Annotated in this window: 11 protein-coding genes; all 11 read left to right on the forward strand. The window is 59.5% G+C overall.

From position 1 onward, the window contains the following. The first annotated feature begins 88 nt into the window (after nt 1–88). The 11 genes from pilV (AC3CBN_RS11635) (at nt 89) to AC3CBN_RS11685 (ending at nt 14,497) form a co-directional block, all read left to right on the forward strand. Nucleotides 89–577, forward strand: coding sequence for a type IV pilus modification protein PilV (pilV, locus tag AC3CBN_RS11635; RefSeq protein ID WP_488633186.1), 489 nt, complete (start codon nt 89–91; stop codon nt 575–577). Continuing rightward, nucleotides 574–1,587 (forward strand): prepilin-type N-terminal cleavage/methylation domain-containing protein, encoded by a 1,014-nt coding sequence (locus AC3CBN_RS11640; protein WP_488633187.1) that lies wholly within the window; start codon nt 574–576, stop codon nt 1,585–1,587. Before pilV (AC3CBN_RS11635) ends, AC3CBN_RS11640 begins: the two co-directional genes overlap by 4 nt. Nucleotides 1,588–1,654: 67 nt before the next feature. Then, nucleotides 1,655–2,263, forward strand: coding sequence for a pilus assembly PilX family protein (locus AC3CBN_RS11645; protein ID WP_488633188.1), 609 nt, complete (start codon nt 1,655–1,657; stop codon nt 2,261–2,263). 63 nt (nt 2,264–2,326) lie between these two features. Then, nucleotides 2,327–5,956: a pilus assembly protein gene (locus AC3CBN_RS11650; RefSeq protein ID WP_488633189.1), complete on the forward strand. Its 3,630-nt coding sequence runs from the start codon at nt 2,327–2,329 to the stop codon at nt 5,954–5,956. A gap of 12 nt (nt 5,957–5,968) precedes the next feature. Further along, nucleotides 5,969–6,496, forward strand: coding sequence for a type IV pilin protein (locus AC3CBN_RS11655; protein WP_488633190.1), 528 nt, complete (start codon nt 5,969–5,971; stop codon nt 6,494–6,496). Between the two features lie 624 nt (nt 6,497–7,120). After that, the gene (gene pilV, locus AC3CBN_RS11660; protein ID WP_488633191.1) at nt 7,121–7,645 is read left to right on the forward strand and encodes a type IV pilus modification protein PilV; all 525 of its coding nucleotides are present in this window, start codon (nt 7,121–7,123) and stop codon (nt 7,643–7,645) included. After that, nucleotides 7,642–8,946 carry a PilW family protein gene (locus tag AC3CBN_RS11665; protein ID WP_488633192.1) on the forward strand — a complete coding sequence of 435 codons (1,305 nt, stop codon included), beginning with the start codon at nt 7,642–7,644 and terminating at the stop codon, nt 8,944–8,946. Before pilV (AC3CBN_RS11660) ends, AC3CBN_RS11665 begins: the two co-directional genes overlap by 4 nt. Nucleotides 8,947–9,084: 138 nt before the next feature. Continuing rightward, nucleotides 9,085–9,630: a pilus assembly PilX family protein gene (locus AC3CBN_RS11670; RefSeq protein ID WP_488633193.1), complete on the forward strand. Its 546-nt coding sequence runs from the start codon at nt 9,085–9,087 to the stop codon at nt 9,628–9,630. Nucleotides 9,631–9,643: 13 nt separating this feature from the next. Next, nucleotides 9,644–13,450 (forward strand): pilus assembly protein, encoded by a 3,807-nt coding sequence (locus AC3CBN_RS11675; RefSeq protein WP_488633194.1) that lies wholly within the window; start codon nt 9,644–9,646, stop codon nt 13,448–13,450. Next, nucleotides 13,440–13,892, forward strand: a complete 453-nt coding sequence (locus AC3CBN_RS11680; RefSeq protein ID WP_488633195.1) for a type IV pilin protein — start codon at nt 13,440–13,442, stop codon at nt 13,890–13,892. The genes AC3CBN_RS11675 and AC3CBN_RS11680 overlap by 11 nt, the downstream gene beginning before the upstream one ends. Then, entirely contained in the window at nt 13,892–14,497 is a 606-nt protein-coding gene (locus AC3CBN_RS11685; protein ID WP_488633196.1) for a GspH/FimT family pseudopilin, read from the forward strand. The genes AC3CBN_RS11680 and AC3CBN_RS11685 overlap by 1 nt, the downstream gene beginning before the upstream one ends. Nucleotides 14,498–14,512 lie beyond the last annotated feature (15 nt).

Consider the following 14,512-nt stretch of genomic DNA (forward strand, 5'->3'; position numbering starts at 1 on the left):
CATTTGGGCTGTGATCCAACGCCTGGCCGGCAAGCCAAGGCGTGCACAGGTTGAGCATTGGCAAGCGATGGCAACGAGCGAATCGGCTATGACATCCTCATTTTCCAGACGGGCCCAAGAGCCGCGCGCACGACAGCAACAGGCCGGCGTCGGCCTCATCGAGGTTCTGATCGCGGTGCTGGTGCTGTCCATTGCCTTCCTGGGCATTGCGGCGCTGCAGGCCATGTCGTTGTCCACCAACAACAGTGCCATGGCGCGCAGCATGGCTACCATCTCCAGCTATTCGATCCTGGATGCCATGCGCGTAGATTTCGCCGTCGCCACGCAGGCCGGCTCGCCGTACAACACGACCGTGACGGCCAATGCATGCCCAGCCGCGGCAGGTAGCCTGTCGGCCTATCAGCTCAATGCCTGGTGCAATCAGTTGGGCGCAACCCTGGGGAGTGCCGCGAGCACCTCAGGGACCATCCTTTGCACCACCCTCGGAGACTGCCTCATCACCATCACTTTCGATGACAGTCGCGCGGGCAAGGGTGGTGCAAGCGCTCAGACGGTGACCACCAAGGCCATGCTATGAAGACGCGTTTCAAAGTATCCAGCGTTGCGCGCCGCCAGCCCAGGTTGATGGCCGGTTTCACGCTGATCGAGTTGATGGTAGCGCTGCTGCTCGGCCTGGTCGTCATCGCCGGTGTGAGTAGCGTGTTCCTGTCCAATCAACAGGTCTATCGGTCCAATCAGGCGTTGAGCAACGTGCAGGACAACTCGCGCATGGCCTTCGAGATGATGGCGCGCGACATCCGCGCCGCGGGGCTTACCGGTTGCGACAACAGTGGGCGCGTTGCCAACGTACTCAACAACGGCAACAACAAAACGTCGACACCTGCCTGGTGGGCCAACTGGAACAATGCGGTGCTCGGTTACGACAGCACGCAGACCGACGTTGCGGTAACTACCGCCCGCCTCGCTGGCACGGATTCCATCACTCTCATTGGTGCCGAGGCCTCTGGCGTCAGCGTGAAGATCAACTCCGAACCAGCGGCGACGTTTACGCTCAACGAAACCACCACGGATATCCAGACAGGCGATGTGGTCATCGTGTGCGATCCGGATCATGCGGCCATCGTGCAAATCACCAGCAACGCCAGCGGCACCCTAACGCATGCAGCCAGCGGGGCGCCGGGTAATTGCACGACCGATCTGAGCTATCCCACGCTGTGCAGCAGCGGGAGTAGCTATGCGTTTGCATCCAACGCGCAGATATCCAGGCTGTCGGCTGTCGACTGGTACATCGGCACCAACGTGGCGGGCGGAAAGTCGCTATTTCGCAGTGCTGTGAGCCTTGCTGGCGGTGTACCCACGCCGACACCATCGGAAATGGTGCGCGACGTCACCACGATGTCCATTTTGTATCACCAGGTAAGTGGCACCAGTTTTGTGGCCGCCAGCGCCGTCACCAACTGGGCGGGAGTGGATGCCGTCAGGGTCACTTTGACCACGGAGAGCGTCGATAAAAATGCTGGCGTCAATGCCAAGCCGGTCTCGCGCTCGTTTACCTCAACCACGACACTACGCAATCGAGTGATTTGAGATGAGTTCCGTACTCTCCTGCAAGTCGTCCGGTATCGGCGAAAACAACGCCAAAACGGGGGTGTCCATGAACATCGATCGTGCCATCTGCGCGCGACGTCGACAGTGCCAGTCGCAGTCGCCTCGACGAGGCCAGCGCGGCATCGCGTTGGTGGTCGCCTTGCTATTGCTGGTCGTGGTGATGTTGGTGGGGTTTGCGGCCATTCGCGGCACGATCATGCAGCAAAAAATGGCAGCCAATCTCTATGACCGCCAGATCGCATTCCAGAGCGCGGAAGCGGCAATGCGCGCCGCTGCGGCGCGTGTCGTCGCCAACCCCGGTGACATTGCGCGCAATTGTCAGGCGGGCGGTGTCGCCTGCCAGGCCAATCCGTTCAGTGATCCGAATCTCGACACCACCAAGATCAACACGGTGACTGCGGGTACTGGCTCTGGCCTGTTCACCAAGAGCGGCGCCGCGGCCAGCCAGCCGCAGTATGTGATCGAAAACATGGGCAACTGGTACGACCCGACTTCGAGTACTGGCTACAACCAGACTGCCAATGCCCACAACTATGGTGCCCAGGGCACATCCACCACGGTCATCTATTACCGCGTTACGGCGCGCAGCGGCGACCCGGCCACGGTCGGCAGCCGCGCGGTGGTGACGCTGCAGGCCATGATCAAGCAAGGTTAAGTCGTCGCATTCGTTGACCGGGCAACCGCCCTCCACGTCGCAAACTTCGAGAGCACAGCCGACATGAACATCACATCCCGACTGCGCAGTACGACCGCCAGTTTCATGGGCAAATTGCTCTATACGAGCGTGGCGGTTCTGGGGCTTGGGGTCGCCAGCACGCCTGCACAGGCGGCAGGCACGTCGGTCATGGTCGACACGGCCCCGTTGATCATTCAGGCATCCCTCCCGCCGAACATTGTGCTGATGCTCGATGATTCGGGTTCGATGGGTAGCGACTTCATGCCTGATTGGAGCTATTTGAAAAACAATAGCAACAACAGTGCAGTGATCGACTCCGCAAACAACGGCACGTACTACAACCCTACGGTCACTTATCTGCCACCAGTGAACGCGAATGGTTCGTCCTTTAATGCGCCAACGGGTCTTACGAGTGCTTGGTTGGACGGATTCAAGACTTCCAGTGGCAGCGTGGATGTAAGCAACTACTCATCAAGCAGCATCACCTACTCCACTGCAAGTTCAAGCCAAAACTACTCTGCAAGCGGTGTTACCAAGAGTGCCTGCACGACGTCTTATAACGGTCAGCAGGGTGCTTATGGCAACTCCAACTGGAATAAGACATCAGGTTCTGGGAGTGGTGCCCTTGGAACTTGTACTTTCACCTATTACAAGTACACCTATTTTCAATACTCGACTGGTGCAGCCAGTGGTCCGTATACGGTGTATTACGTGGCGCCGACTAATTGCAATGGCAAGGCCAATTGCGTGCTGGCATCAGATACGTCGGGAGCCGCGGCGCCCGTAGGCGTGGCGGCAGGGCAGAATATTGCCAACTGGTTCTCCTACTATCACACCCGCATCTTGATGGCCAAAAGCGGGTTGCTGAATGCCTTCGTGAACATCGATGCGAAATACCGCATCGGCTTTGGCTCGATCAACGGCAACAACGACAGTGGTCTACCTTCGCTCAATGCGCAGTACGGCAGCAACAACAATAGCATCGCCAAAGTTGCGCCGTTCGGCGATGGATCTTCAGGTACCCAGAAGGCCAATTTCTGGAGCTGGGTGGTCGGGGAAAGCGCGAACAATACGACACCACTGCGCCGATCCCTGGACGCGGTCGGCCAGTATTATCAGACGGATCAGCCGTGGTCGACGATGTCCAGTGATCCTGACCCGACCAACACGACGGAACTTGCGTGTCGCCAGTCGTATACGATCCTTACGACGGACGGTTTCTGGAACGGTAGCGACCCATCCAACGTAAATAACGCCGACAATGCGGCGGGCACCACGGTGACTGGGCCTAATGGTCAGACTTATACCTATTCGCCGGCTGCACCTTATTCAGGATCCACTTCCCTTACGCTCGCCGACGTTGCCATGAAGTATTGGGAGACGGACCTTCGCACGGCGACGGCGAACGAGGTTCCAACCAGTACTGAAGATCCCGCTTTCTGGCAGCACATGACCACCTTTACATTGGGTCTTGGTTTCACGCCAACGGGTATCTCGCCGTCGGGAACGACGATTGACCGGATCTTTACGTGGGCCAATGGCGGCACTGCGATCAGCAATTTCAGCTGGCCAGCGCCTACTTCGGACAGCATCAACAATATCGCGGACCTGGCGCATGCGGCTGTTAATGGCCATGGCGGTTTCTACTCCGCCACTAGTCCAGAGGCATTCGCAAGCGGTCTCAAGGACGCGCTGAAGCGTGCCACGGAGCGTGTTGGTACCGGCGCCAGCCTGGCCGCCAATTCCACCCAGTTGCAGACGGGTACGGTTGCCTATCAGGCGAATTACTACACGGCCAAATGGAAGGGTGACCTGAAGGCACTGGCGATCAATTCCACTACCGGTGCCATCGCCACGACGCCGACCTGGACGGCATCAAATGTGCTGCCAGTAGCCGCCAGTCGCAACATCTATACGTACAACCCCAGTTCGTTGACGTACGTGGCATTCAAGGTTGTGGGTGGCACGCTTCCGGCACTGTCGACTACGCAATTGAGCGCATTGGGGAGCAGCGCCACTGCGCAGACCAACATGATCAATTACCTGCGCGGGGACCAATCACAAGAACAGAGCAATAACGGTAGCTATCGCAACCGCGATACCCCCATCGGCGATATCGTCAGCTCGCAGCCGGTGTACGTTGGTGCGCCTTCAGCCAATCAGTTCAACAACCAGACTTTTACCGGGTCGACCGCTTACGCCCTGTATGCCAGCGGCAAAACCTCGCGCACTGGGCTGATCTATGTCGCGGCCAATGATGGCCAGCTGCACGCGTTCAACGCCAGCACGGGCGCGGAATCCTATGCCTATCTGCCGGGTGCGGTGATCGTCAATGGAAGCACCAAAGGCATTGTCGACCTGGCCAACACGAATTACGGCGGCGATACGTTACCCCATCAGTATTTCAACGACGGTGAGTTGACTGTTGCGGACGTCTATATCTCCAATGCATGGAAAACCGTATTGGTCGGTACAACCGGTCGTGGCCAGGCCAAGGCGGTGTATGCACTTGATGTCACGGACCCTGCCAACATCGCTTTCCTGTGGGAGCGCTCCGCAAGCGATGGTCTGACCAATAGCAATTACATCGGTCAGATGACGGGCAAGCCAGTGATCGCCCAGACGTCGGATGGGACTTGGTCCGTGATTTTGGGCAATGGTTACAACAGTACCGCAGGTGTATCTGCACTGCTGCAGTTTAATCTGGCGACTGGCGCGCTCAACGTGCACGCCACCACCGATACGACTGGACTGGCCCCGCCGGCCGTATGGATTGACCCGGTGAACAATGGCATCAGCACCATTGCCTACGCTGGTGATGGAAGCGGCAATGTGTGGTCATTTACTCTCAATACGGTGGACACGAGCACCACGCCACCCACGCTCACCGCGACACCGAACAGCTCAGGTGTGAAGCTCTTTACGGCCATGGATTCCGGTAGCAAAGCGCAGCCTATTACCGCGGGTATGCTTGCTGGTAAGGATCCGATGGGGAATGTCTGGGTGTTTTTCGGCACCGGCAAATACCTGACGGCAACCGATCTCAAAGATACAAGTACGCAGTCCTGGTATGGCCTGATCGTCAAGTCTACCGACGCTACCAACAGCCCCGCGGTCGATTCCACCAAAACGCGCACCGATCTCGCGCAGCGTTCGATTACCTCGGAGACGGCGGCAACGTCGACCACGTTGGAATCGCGTACGGTTACGACCAACACGGACGCAAGCTCGCTGACGGGCAAGTCAGGCTGGTACATCGATCTGCTGTCGCCCACCGGCACCGGTGGTGCCGCAGTCCAGCAGGGCGAACGCATGGTTACGCCCAACCAGTTCCAGGGCAACCTGCTGCTGGGCACCACGCGCATACCCATCGCTAGTGACGCCTGCAATCCTTCCGGTAGCGGCTGGATCATGGCGGTCGATCCGTTCACAGGCACCAATCCACAGAACAACTTCTTCGATACCAATGGCGACGGCAAGATCGACTCGAACGATTCGTCTGGTGGCACGCCCTCCGCTGGTGTTGGCTTCAGTTCGCTACCGAACAACCCGATCTTCGTCGGCGGCACCATGCTGGTGAGCTTCGACAACGGCACCAACAGCAGCATCAACACATCCAGCTCCACCCTCGGAACGAAGCGCGTGTCCTGGCGTGAGCTGATCAATCAATAACGGGAACGAACCATGAAACTGCTCGTCTTGAACACGCAGAAGGACACGGCAGGGCGCGCAAGTGCAGGGAGCGTCCTGTTTGGCAGCCGGCGTCATGGCAAGACCGTCGGCTTCACACTGATCGAGATGCTGATCGTGGTGGCGATCGTCGCCATCCTCGCGGCGATTGCTTATCCGTCATACACCAATTACATCACCCGCACGCGGCGCGCTTCGGCAGCGGCCTGCACCTCGCAGGTCGCCAACTACATGGAGCGGTTTTATACAACGAACCTGCGCTACGACCAGACGGCCGATGCGGTGCCGGTGCCCAACGGCGATCCGAACCTGGAATGCGAGGGTGCGAATGAGACAGGCCAGTACTACACGTACGGCGGCTTCGATACGGCGGGCGGGGTGACCACCTCAACGTACCTCATCTCCGCCACGCCGACCGGGGCGACGCACGATGCCGAGTGCGCCACGTTGACGCTGGATCAGGCGGGTACGCGGAACATCGTCGGAGGTACGGGGACGGCGGCGAAGTGTTGGGGGCGGTAACGCCTCGTGCGTGTGTATCCGATTGAATACACGTGCTTCGCCAAGCAATTCAAGAGCCGCCCTGGGGCGGCTTTTTTTTGATGTGGGGTTGCTACGTGATGTGAGTACGCCAGAATCAAGGAAGCGCCAGTTGTCCGTGCAAGCCCGACTGGCGATTGACCAGAAGGCGGATGGCCGCTTCCTTGATGGGAGCTTCGTCGTGCAGAACAGGCTCCGGAAGCGTGAGTCCGTGTTGGTGATTTGGTGGAAGGCAGTGCTGTGCGTTGAGTGACTGATCGTAGGATCGTTCCAGCCGACGAATGAAATCGCTTGCTAGGAAGCGCGTGTTGCGGCCAGCCTTTTTGGCTTCGAAAGGAGCATAGGTACCGCGCCCTTTGCGTGTGATGTGACTTTGCGTTTTTCGAGATGCACATAGCGGCAGGAACCTCCCATGGATTCTTCGGTGAGGTTTCGTGGCGATCCAAGATCATGAGGCATCACGCCTCAACATTTTGATTTAGAACAAGTATTACGTTGCGAAAAAGGCCGTTGATCGGACGTTCCTTGCCGCTTATCGGCGCGGGACCTTCTCCTATCGATGTCATGGCTAGAGTCGCTCCTGCGAATTAGCAGGAGAGATTGGTCATGGATAGACCATTGCATCAGCGAGGCGTATCGCTGATCGAAGTGCTTATGGCGGTGCTGATCTTCAGCATCGGCCTGATAGGTCTGGCGGGGCTGCTGGTGATGGCGTCGCGCTCCAACCAGGCTGCGTATCTGCGCACGCAAGCGACCTTTCTCGCCAGCAACATGGCCGACCGGATGCGTGCCAATTCGGCCGGCGTCTGGAATGGGCGATACGACGCTTCCTATCCCGTGACGTCGGGTTCAACGATCTGCGACAAGGTTACGCCTTGCGATGCGGCGGCGGTGGCCACGCGCGATCGTGTTCTGTGGAGCAGCCTGATGACGGCGTTGTTGCCCGAAGCAACCGCTGCCATTCGCTGCAGCCGGGCGAGTGCGGGCTATGACCCCTCTGCGCAGATCGGGTTCCGTCCCCCCTATGGCGGCAACTGCACCATGAAGATCACCTGGGCCGAGCGCAGGGCCGGTGACAGCGAACACCGCGAGACCGCGCCCCAAATTTTTGCTTGGGAGTTCCAGCCGTGAGGTGCTGCGATATTCACCATCGCGAAGCCGGCCTGACGTTGATTGAGTTGATGATTGCCATGGTGCTCGGCCTGCTCGTTGCGGGCGGCATCGTCACGATCTTCCTTTCAACATCGGCCAGTACCCGCGTTCAAAACCAGTTGGCGCTTGTGCAGGAAGAAGGGCGCTATGCGATCAGTCGCATTACTGATGACCTGCGCATGGCCAACGGACAGTACTGCACAAATACCGGCGGTATCGCTGCCAGTACCGCCAGCGGCGTTTATCTCGACGGACTGCGTGCGCCTTTGGTTCAAGCGAAGAATCTTGTTGGCGCCATGAGCGATGTGACGACGCGATGGGGACAGACGTCCGGTGGCAATACCTATCCCGCGATGCCGGCCAGTCCGTACTACTTTCCATCCTTCCTCTCGATGCGTGGCTACGATTGCGATAGCCACGCCTGCAAGCCGGTCAATCCTGGGACGGATGTCGTGCCTGCCATGGGCAAGGCAGTCGGCAGTCGCGTCCTAGGCACCAGCGTTCTCACGCTTCGCTACGTGGATTCGACGCGGGGCTGGGCATTGGGCGGTACTAGTTATGTCGTGGGAGATTCCACGATCACCGCTATCCATCTCACTCCAAAAGCGGGTGAGCCTGCACTGACAGATTTGTTGCCCGGCCACCTGGCGATGCTTGCCGACTGCTCCGGCGCACAGATCTTCGCGGTAAATGTGAATGGCGGAGACCTTGCACCCGACGGACTGAGCAACTTCTCCGCTCCGGTCTCGCGGAGCCCTCAGTCCGCACCGAAGCTCTTCGACTTCAACACGGACTACCTCACGGTGACGTACTACGTGAAGGTCGTCGCGAACGATGACGGCACCACTACGGGCGCGCTGGTGCGCAAAGGCAAGGATACCGACGAGCTCGTGCGTGGCGTGGAGCGGCTCGACTTTCTCTATGGCATTGAGGACGCCAACGGCTACACGCGTTACCTCAGTGCGGACGATATCGACAGCAGTGCGGGTGGTCATATTGCATGCCCGCCGACCGTGCCGACTCCATTGGGAACGGACCCGGGTTGCCTGTGGCGTGCCGTCAAGAGCATCGAAGTGCGGCTGCTGATGACTGGCCAGCAAGCGCTCTACACGTTGGCGCCGAACGAGCAGAGATACGTCTACGCCATTGACGGCATCACATCGCCAGCGGCTCCGGACGCGGCGGGACGAAAGATCACGCCGGCGGCGCAGGGCTTCGTCAATCAGAAGATGCGCCGTGAGTTCTCCGCGCTCGTATCGGTCCGCAATTACAACCCTTGATCCGGGATTCCGGTGCCTGTGCAACCGAGTCATCTAGAGATGCATATGTTCCCATTTCACCGACATCGTGCCCCAACCGTTCGCCAACAACAGGGCGTCGTACTAGTAGTGGCACTGATTTTCCTTTTGCTCTTGACCATGCTTGCTATTAGCGCATCGGGGCGCTCGCTCTTGCAGGAGCGCATGGTCGGTGGCCTACGCAATGCGCAGTTGGCAGAAATGGGGGCGGAGGCTGCACTGCGCGGCGCAGAATGGCGCTTGTGGAAGGCGAGCGGAAATATCGGCACTCGCCTCAAGTGCGGTGCAACCGTGCTTGTCGACTGCTACGTCTTTGATCCAGTCGTAACACCCGCCGTAGTGACGGCTTTTCGCACCAATTCCAGCTGGCTACCCAGTGCGGGTACGGAATATGGCTCCGCTGCCGGTGGCGTCGATTTCACCCACCCTTCGGGTGATTACGACAACGCCGCATTGCTGCACAACCCCCGTTACCTCATCGAAGATCTGGGGCCGGAGCTTCCGCCGGGCGCGGGCTCGCAACATGAGTCGGGCGCTACTGGCGGTACCGGCATCGGCTACACCACCACCAATCGCCATATCTATCGCATCACGGCGCGTTCCGTGGGTGCCAACGAGAACACGGTCCGCGTGCTGGAAAGCACGTTCGCGGCCAAGAGCGACTAAGCAGGGAGCAGGCATGACCTCATCAATCACCGTCCAACGATTCTTTGCCGCTGCGGTGGCTTCGTTGCTTGCCGCGGCTGGCGGCGCTCTACCAGCTCGGGCCGATACTGTGGACTTGTCGGCAACACCACCGGACCTGACGCCTGCGGTAGCGCCAAACCTGGTGCTGTCCTACGACGACTCCGGCAGCATGGCGGAGGGATTCGTACCGGGGTACCTCGGCGAGGGCGAGGCCACCTATGGCGGCAACTCCGGCAACATCACGGATCCAATGACCGGTGGCAAGATTTGCGGCTGGTACAGCGCTGACGACAAGCGAATCATTCATCCGTGGAATTTTTCGCCAGCGGTGAACACGCTGTATTACGACGAGTCTCAGATCTATGTGGCTCCCAAGAAGTCCGATGGCGCGGCGATGGACCCCGGAAACATCACTGCGGCCTGGGAGGATGGCATTGCCGCCAACGCGGGTGGAAGTCGCTCTGCCCGCAATCTATTGAACAACTACATGGTGACCTGGGTGGCAGGCAACACGCCTAAGCCTGACTACATTTATCCGGAAACCTCCAGCAACCCAGCCTCCACGACGTGCAACCCGCGATACGGATACATGCCATTTCCGTTCGCCAATGCGCATGCCTTCTTCTATCGGTTCACCGGCAACCCGAACAACAAGCTCGATCTGTTCAGTCCTCAGAAGTACACGGCGGTTGACGTCACCTCGCTCAGCGTCGATCAGCAGCGAAACTTCGCGACCTGGTACGGCTTCTACCGTACGCGCAATCTTGCTGCGCGCTCATCCGTATCGCGCGCGTTTGATAATGTGCCGACAACCATCCGTATCCAATGGCAGCGTCTGAATAGCGGCAACCTGACGACAGGCGCCGTCATACGAGCGCTTTCCGATGCTACGCAGCGCAAGAGTTTCATCGACTTTCTCTATGCAAGCAGTCCTGTCGCTGGTACCCCGACGCGCAGCGCGATGGTGCGCGCGGCCAACTATTTTGGCCCGTCCAATAACAGCTTGGCAGAGAACAATCCTTACTACGACACGGCATCGAACAAGGAGTTGAGCTGCCGGCGCAACTACAGCCTGCTGGTGACTGACGGTGGCTGGAAGGATGACGGTGGATTTACCTCCAGCTGGAAAGACGGCACGACATCGGTCGGCGCAAATCCGGATCAAACCGCCACGACGTTGCCGGATGGTCGCCGGTACGAGCCCACCAGCGCAGCGGCGAAGATCTACGGCGGCGGCCCCGATCAAAACAGGCTTTCCGGTTTTGCCGACGTCGCCTTCCACTACTGGGCGACAGACCTGCGCCCCGACCTGACTGACAACACCGTGCCCTATTTGCCTGACCGGACAACCGGCGTGACGGGTTCGACGATTTCCACACCCATCGGGAGTGATCCGAAGAATCTTCCGGACGAGGTGTACTTCAACCCGGCCAACGATCCGGCCACATGGCAACACCTGGTGCAGTTCATTGTGACGTTCGGTCTCGGCGGGCAGCTAAGTTTTCCGGGCGACCTTGCCGCGCTGCGCAAGGGCGAGAAGAACTGGACCGACTGGGCCAAATCTCCGAATGGCGAAAACATCGATACGCCGTCCAAGGCTGACGATACCTGGCACGCGGCAATCAACAGCCGCGGGAGTTTGTTCAATGCGAAAAATCCGCAACAGCTGATTGATCAGCTCAAGCAGGTCATCAACAGCATCGTGGCGCGCAATGGCTCTGCCACTGCAGGCACGCTTAACTCCACCGTGCTCGGCACGGATGCCGCGACATTCCGAGCCGGATTCAGCAGTGACGACTGGAGTGGGTCATTGCAGGCGCAGAGCGTGGACGGCACTGGCAATCTCGCAGCTGTCCTGTGGAGCGCCGGAGCACTGCTCGATGCGCGAACCGGGAACAGCGAAAATCGGATTATCCTCACCAGTACAGGGCCTGGTGCGGGGCTTGGCGCGCCCTTTAGGGGCGATAGCGTGGTGAATGCCATTCGCGCCATCGACCCCGGCTTTGGTGGCTCAGCCGGCGTTCCATCGGGTTCGGATCGCCTGGACTGGATTCGAGGCATCCGTACCAGGGAAGGGGACACGTTCCGCCGGCGTGGCTCGGTACTGGGCGCCATCATCAATTCGCAGGCGGCTTACGTGGCGTATCCGGCCAGCGGCTATCGCGACGCCTTTCCGCCGTTGGCGAGTACACCGGGCGTTCCTGCGCCGGAGATGGCCACCGGCAGCAACGGCAGGTTGCTGCATAGCTATGAGGCGTTCGTGTCCGATCATCTCGCACGGGCGCCCACGGTTTATGTGGGTGCCAATGACGGCATGCTGCATGCGTTCGATGCCACCATCGCGGGCACCGATCCTTCCACAGTGGACGTGCCACCGAGTCCCGGTGCTGAGCGTTGGGCCTACGTGCCCTATGCGGTCTACAGCCAACTTTCGGGACTGAGTGCGCTGACCAATTTCCAGTACGCGCCAACGGTCGATGGCACACCCGTAACGCGCGATGTGTTCTTCAGTCATGGCGGTAGCGTTGGTTGGCATACGATCCTGGTCGCCGGACTTCGCTTTGGTGGGCGAGGTGTCTACGCGCTGGACATCACCGAGGCCAGTGCAAGCGAAGGTGGGACGTCCGGTACAACGATGGGGCCGGCGGACAAGGTTTTGTGGGAGTTCACCCCGGCGATCGCGCCCAGCGCTGCCGGAACGCCTGCCAATCCTGGCTATACGTTTGGCCGTCCGAACGTCGGGCGACTGGCCAATGGAAAGTGGGTTGTGGTGGTGCCGAGCGGCTATTTCCCGACGGGAAGCACTGATCCGGCGGCGGCCAATGGCTTCAGCTCACTGTTTGTGCTGGACGCGCAAACGGGCGAACTGATCAGGGAGCTTCGTACACCGACGTCGGCGGGCGGCGCAACGGTGAACAGCTACGGCCTCACGACGCCCGTACTCGGTGACTATGACGGCAACCAGGTCGACGATGTCGCTTTTGCCGGTGACCTGGCGGGCAATGTCTGGCGTTTCGATTTCAAAGACGAGAATCCCCTCAATTGGCGCGTGGATCTCCTGTTCAAGCCGGCCGTTGCGGGAGATCGTCCGATCACCGTGATGCCGAGGCTTTTCCCCGATCCGTTAACCAAGCACTTGATAGTGGTCTTCGGTACCGGCAAATACCTTGGCAGCAGCGACAATGTCATCGACGCCAACACCCGGACGCAGGCGGTCTACGGTATTCGCGATCCGGGGGTGGCCGGCGCAACTCCTGTGGTGGAGGGTACGTCGCGACTGGTACAGCAGACCATGTACGAGAAGGGAGACGTGCGTGGACTGAGCACCAATGCGGTCCCGCTGCTAGATGCTGCGAACAAGCCTATTGGCGGCTGGTACTTCCTTCTGTATGCAGCGGGTAGCGACGGCAAGCAGAGCAACCCCGGCGAGCGCGTCGTGGTGGACGCTACCGCCTTGTTCGACAGCAATCGGGCGGTTATTACCACGCTCATTCCGCAGAAGGCCGACCCGTGCAACCCGGTGCCTCAGGGCGCGGTACTCGTGGTTGATGCGGCAACAGGGGGCGCAGCCAGCGGCGTAAACCTCGGTGCCATTGCGGGTTGGGATGGCGCATTTTCCCAGGCCGGCGCGCGCATCAGCAATGTGCCGACCGGTGGCTCGCTGCCTGCGGCTACCAAGCTCGGCGGCGGAAAGATCTATTTGCCGGGCACCAACCTGGCGTCAGACGGAAGCACGTTCTCAGTAGGCGACGCCATTTGGCGCCGACGGTCATGGCGGGCACTCAATAATGATCAATAGCAAACAAACCTGCATGCCGAGTACGCGCGGCTTCACGCTGATCGAGCTTATGGTGGTTGTCGCGATCATTGCGATTCTGGCTGCGGTCGCTATTCCAGCTTATGGCCGCTACGCGTTCCGCGCTCGCCGCGTGGATGGACAGGAACTGCTGCTGCGTATCGCCAATGCGCAGGAGCGTTACTACGCGGTCTACAACAAATTTGGTGACTTGCAGACGATTGGCTTTTCGTCATCAACGGTGTCTTCCTCGGAGAAGGGTTACTACTCTGCCGAAGTCACGATAGGCAATACGGGCGGCACAGCGCAAAGTTATTCCGCTGCGGCGACAGCGATGGGTGTTCAGGAAAAGGACGCGTGTGGTGACCTCTCCATCAGCAACACGGGGAGCAAGCTGCCATCGGGTTCGGATGCAGCGAAGAGTTCGAACGGACGGTGTTGGTGATGCCATCGGATACTAAGCGGAGGTACTGCACCGGCGTCACGTTGGTCGAGCTGATCGTCACTCTGGTGGTGCTGGCCATTGTCTTGATGATTGCGGTGCCCAGCTTTCGCGATTTCACGCGGCGCAGCAACGTTAGCTCTGCGGCTAACGCATTGCTGGCTGATATCAAGTACGCGCGAGCGGAGGCAGCGACACGACGTTCCTTCGTATCGATGTGCGCGAGTACCACAGGGAATAGTTGCTCGGGCACGGCCGCGTATGGCACGGGTTGGATCGTGTATGTGCATTCCGCGGGTGCGGGGCCAGCCAATCAGGCGTATTCGTCTACCAATTCATCACATGTGCTACTGCGTTATCGCGACGTCCTGAGTGGTGTCGCTATGCAGGCGCAGGATGGCGACGTCGTCACTTTTGGCCAGCAGGGCCAGTTGACGCCAAACGGCGCGCGCCTAAGCGCCAAGCTAGTCGTGTGCGCATTGGCTATAGAAGATGGCACCAACCGCGCTGAAAGTACGGCGGCGGTACCCGGTTCGGCGCTGAGCGTGAACGGGTCGGGCAGTGCTCATATTGAGCGGTTGGCGGCGGGAGACAGCTGCGATAGTTGATGCCGAAGATGTTAG

The organism is Dyella sp. OK584 (assembly GCF_057787755.1).

Coding starts and splice junctions, on each gene's coding strand:
- pilV (WP_488633186.1), top strand. CDS start 89: ATGACATCCTCATTTTCCAGACGGGCCCAAGAGCCGCGCGCACGACAG.
- AC3CBN_RS11640 (WP_488633187.1), top strand. CDS start 574: ATGAAGACGCGTTTCAAAGTATCCAGCGTTGCGCGCCGCCAGCCCAGG.
- AC3CBN_RS11645 (WP_488633188.1), top strand. CDS start 1,655: ATGAACATCGATCGTGCCATCTGCGCGCGACGTCGACAGTGCCAGTCG.
- AC3CBN_RS11650 (WP_488633189.1), top strand. CDS start 2,327: ATGAACATCACATCCCGACTGCGCAGTACGACCGCCAGTTTCATGGGC.
- AC3CBN_RS11655 (WP_488633190.1), top strand. CDS start 5,969: ATGAAACTGCTCGTCTTGAACACGCAGAAGGACACGGCAGGGCGCGCA.
- pilV (WP_488633191.1), top strand. CDS start 7,121: ATGGATAGACCATTGCATCAGCGAGGCGTATCGCTGATCGAAGTGCTT.
- AC3CBN_RS11670 (WP_488633193.1), top strand. CDS start 9,085: ATGCTTGCTATTAGCGCATCGGGGCGCTCGCTCTTGCAGGAGCGCATG.
- AC3CBN_RS11675 (WP_488633194.1), top strand. CDS start 9,644: ATGACCTCATCAATCACCGTCCAACGATTCTTTGCCGCTGCGGTGGCT.
- AC3CBN_RS11680 (WP_488633195.1), top strand. CDS start 13,440: ATGATCAATAGCAAACAAACCTGCATGCCGAGTACGCGCGGCTTCACG.
- AC3CBN_RS11685 (WP_488633196.1), top strand. CDS start 13,892: ATGCCATCGGATACTAAGCGGAGGTACTGCACCGGCGTCACGTTGGTC.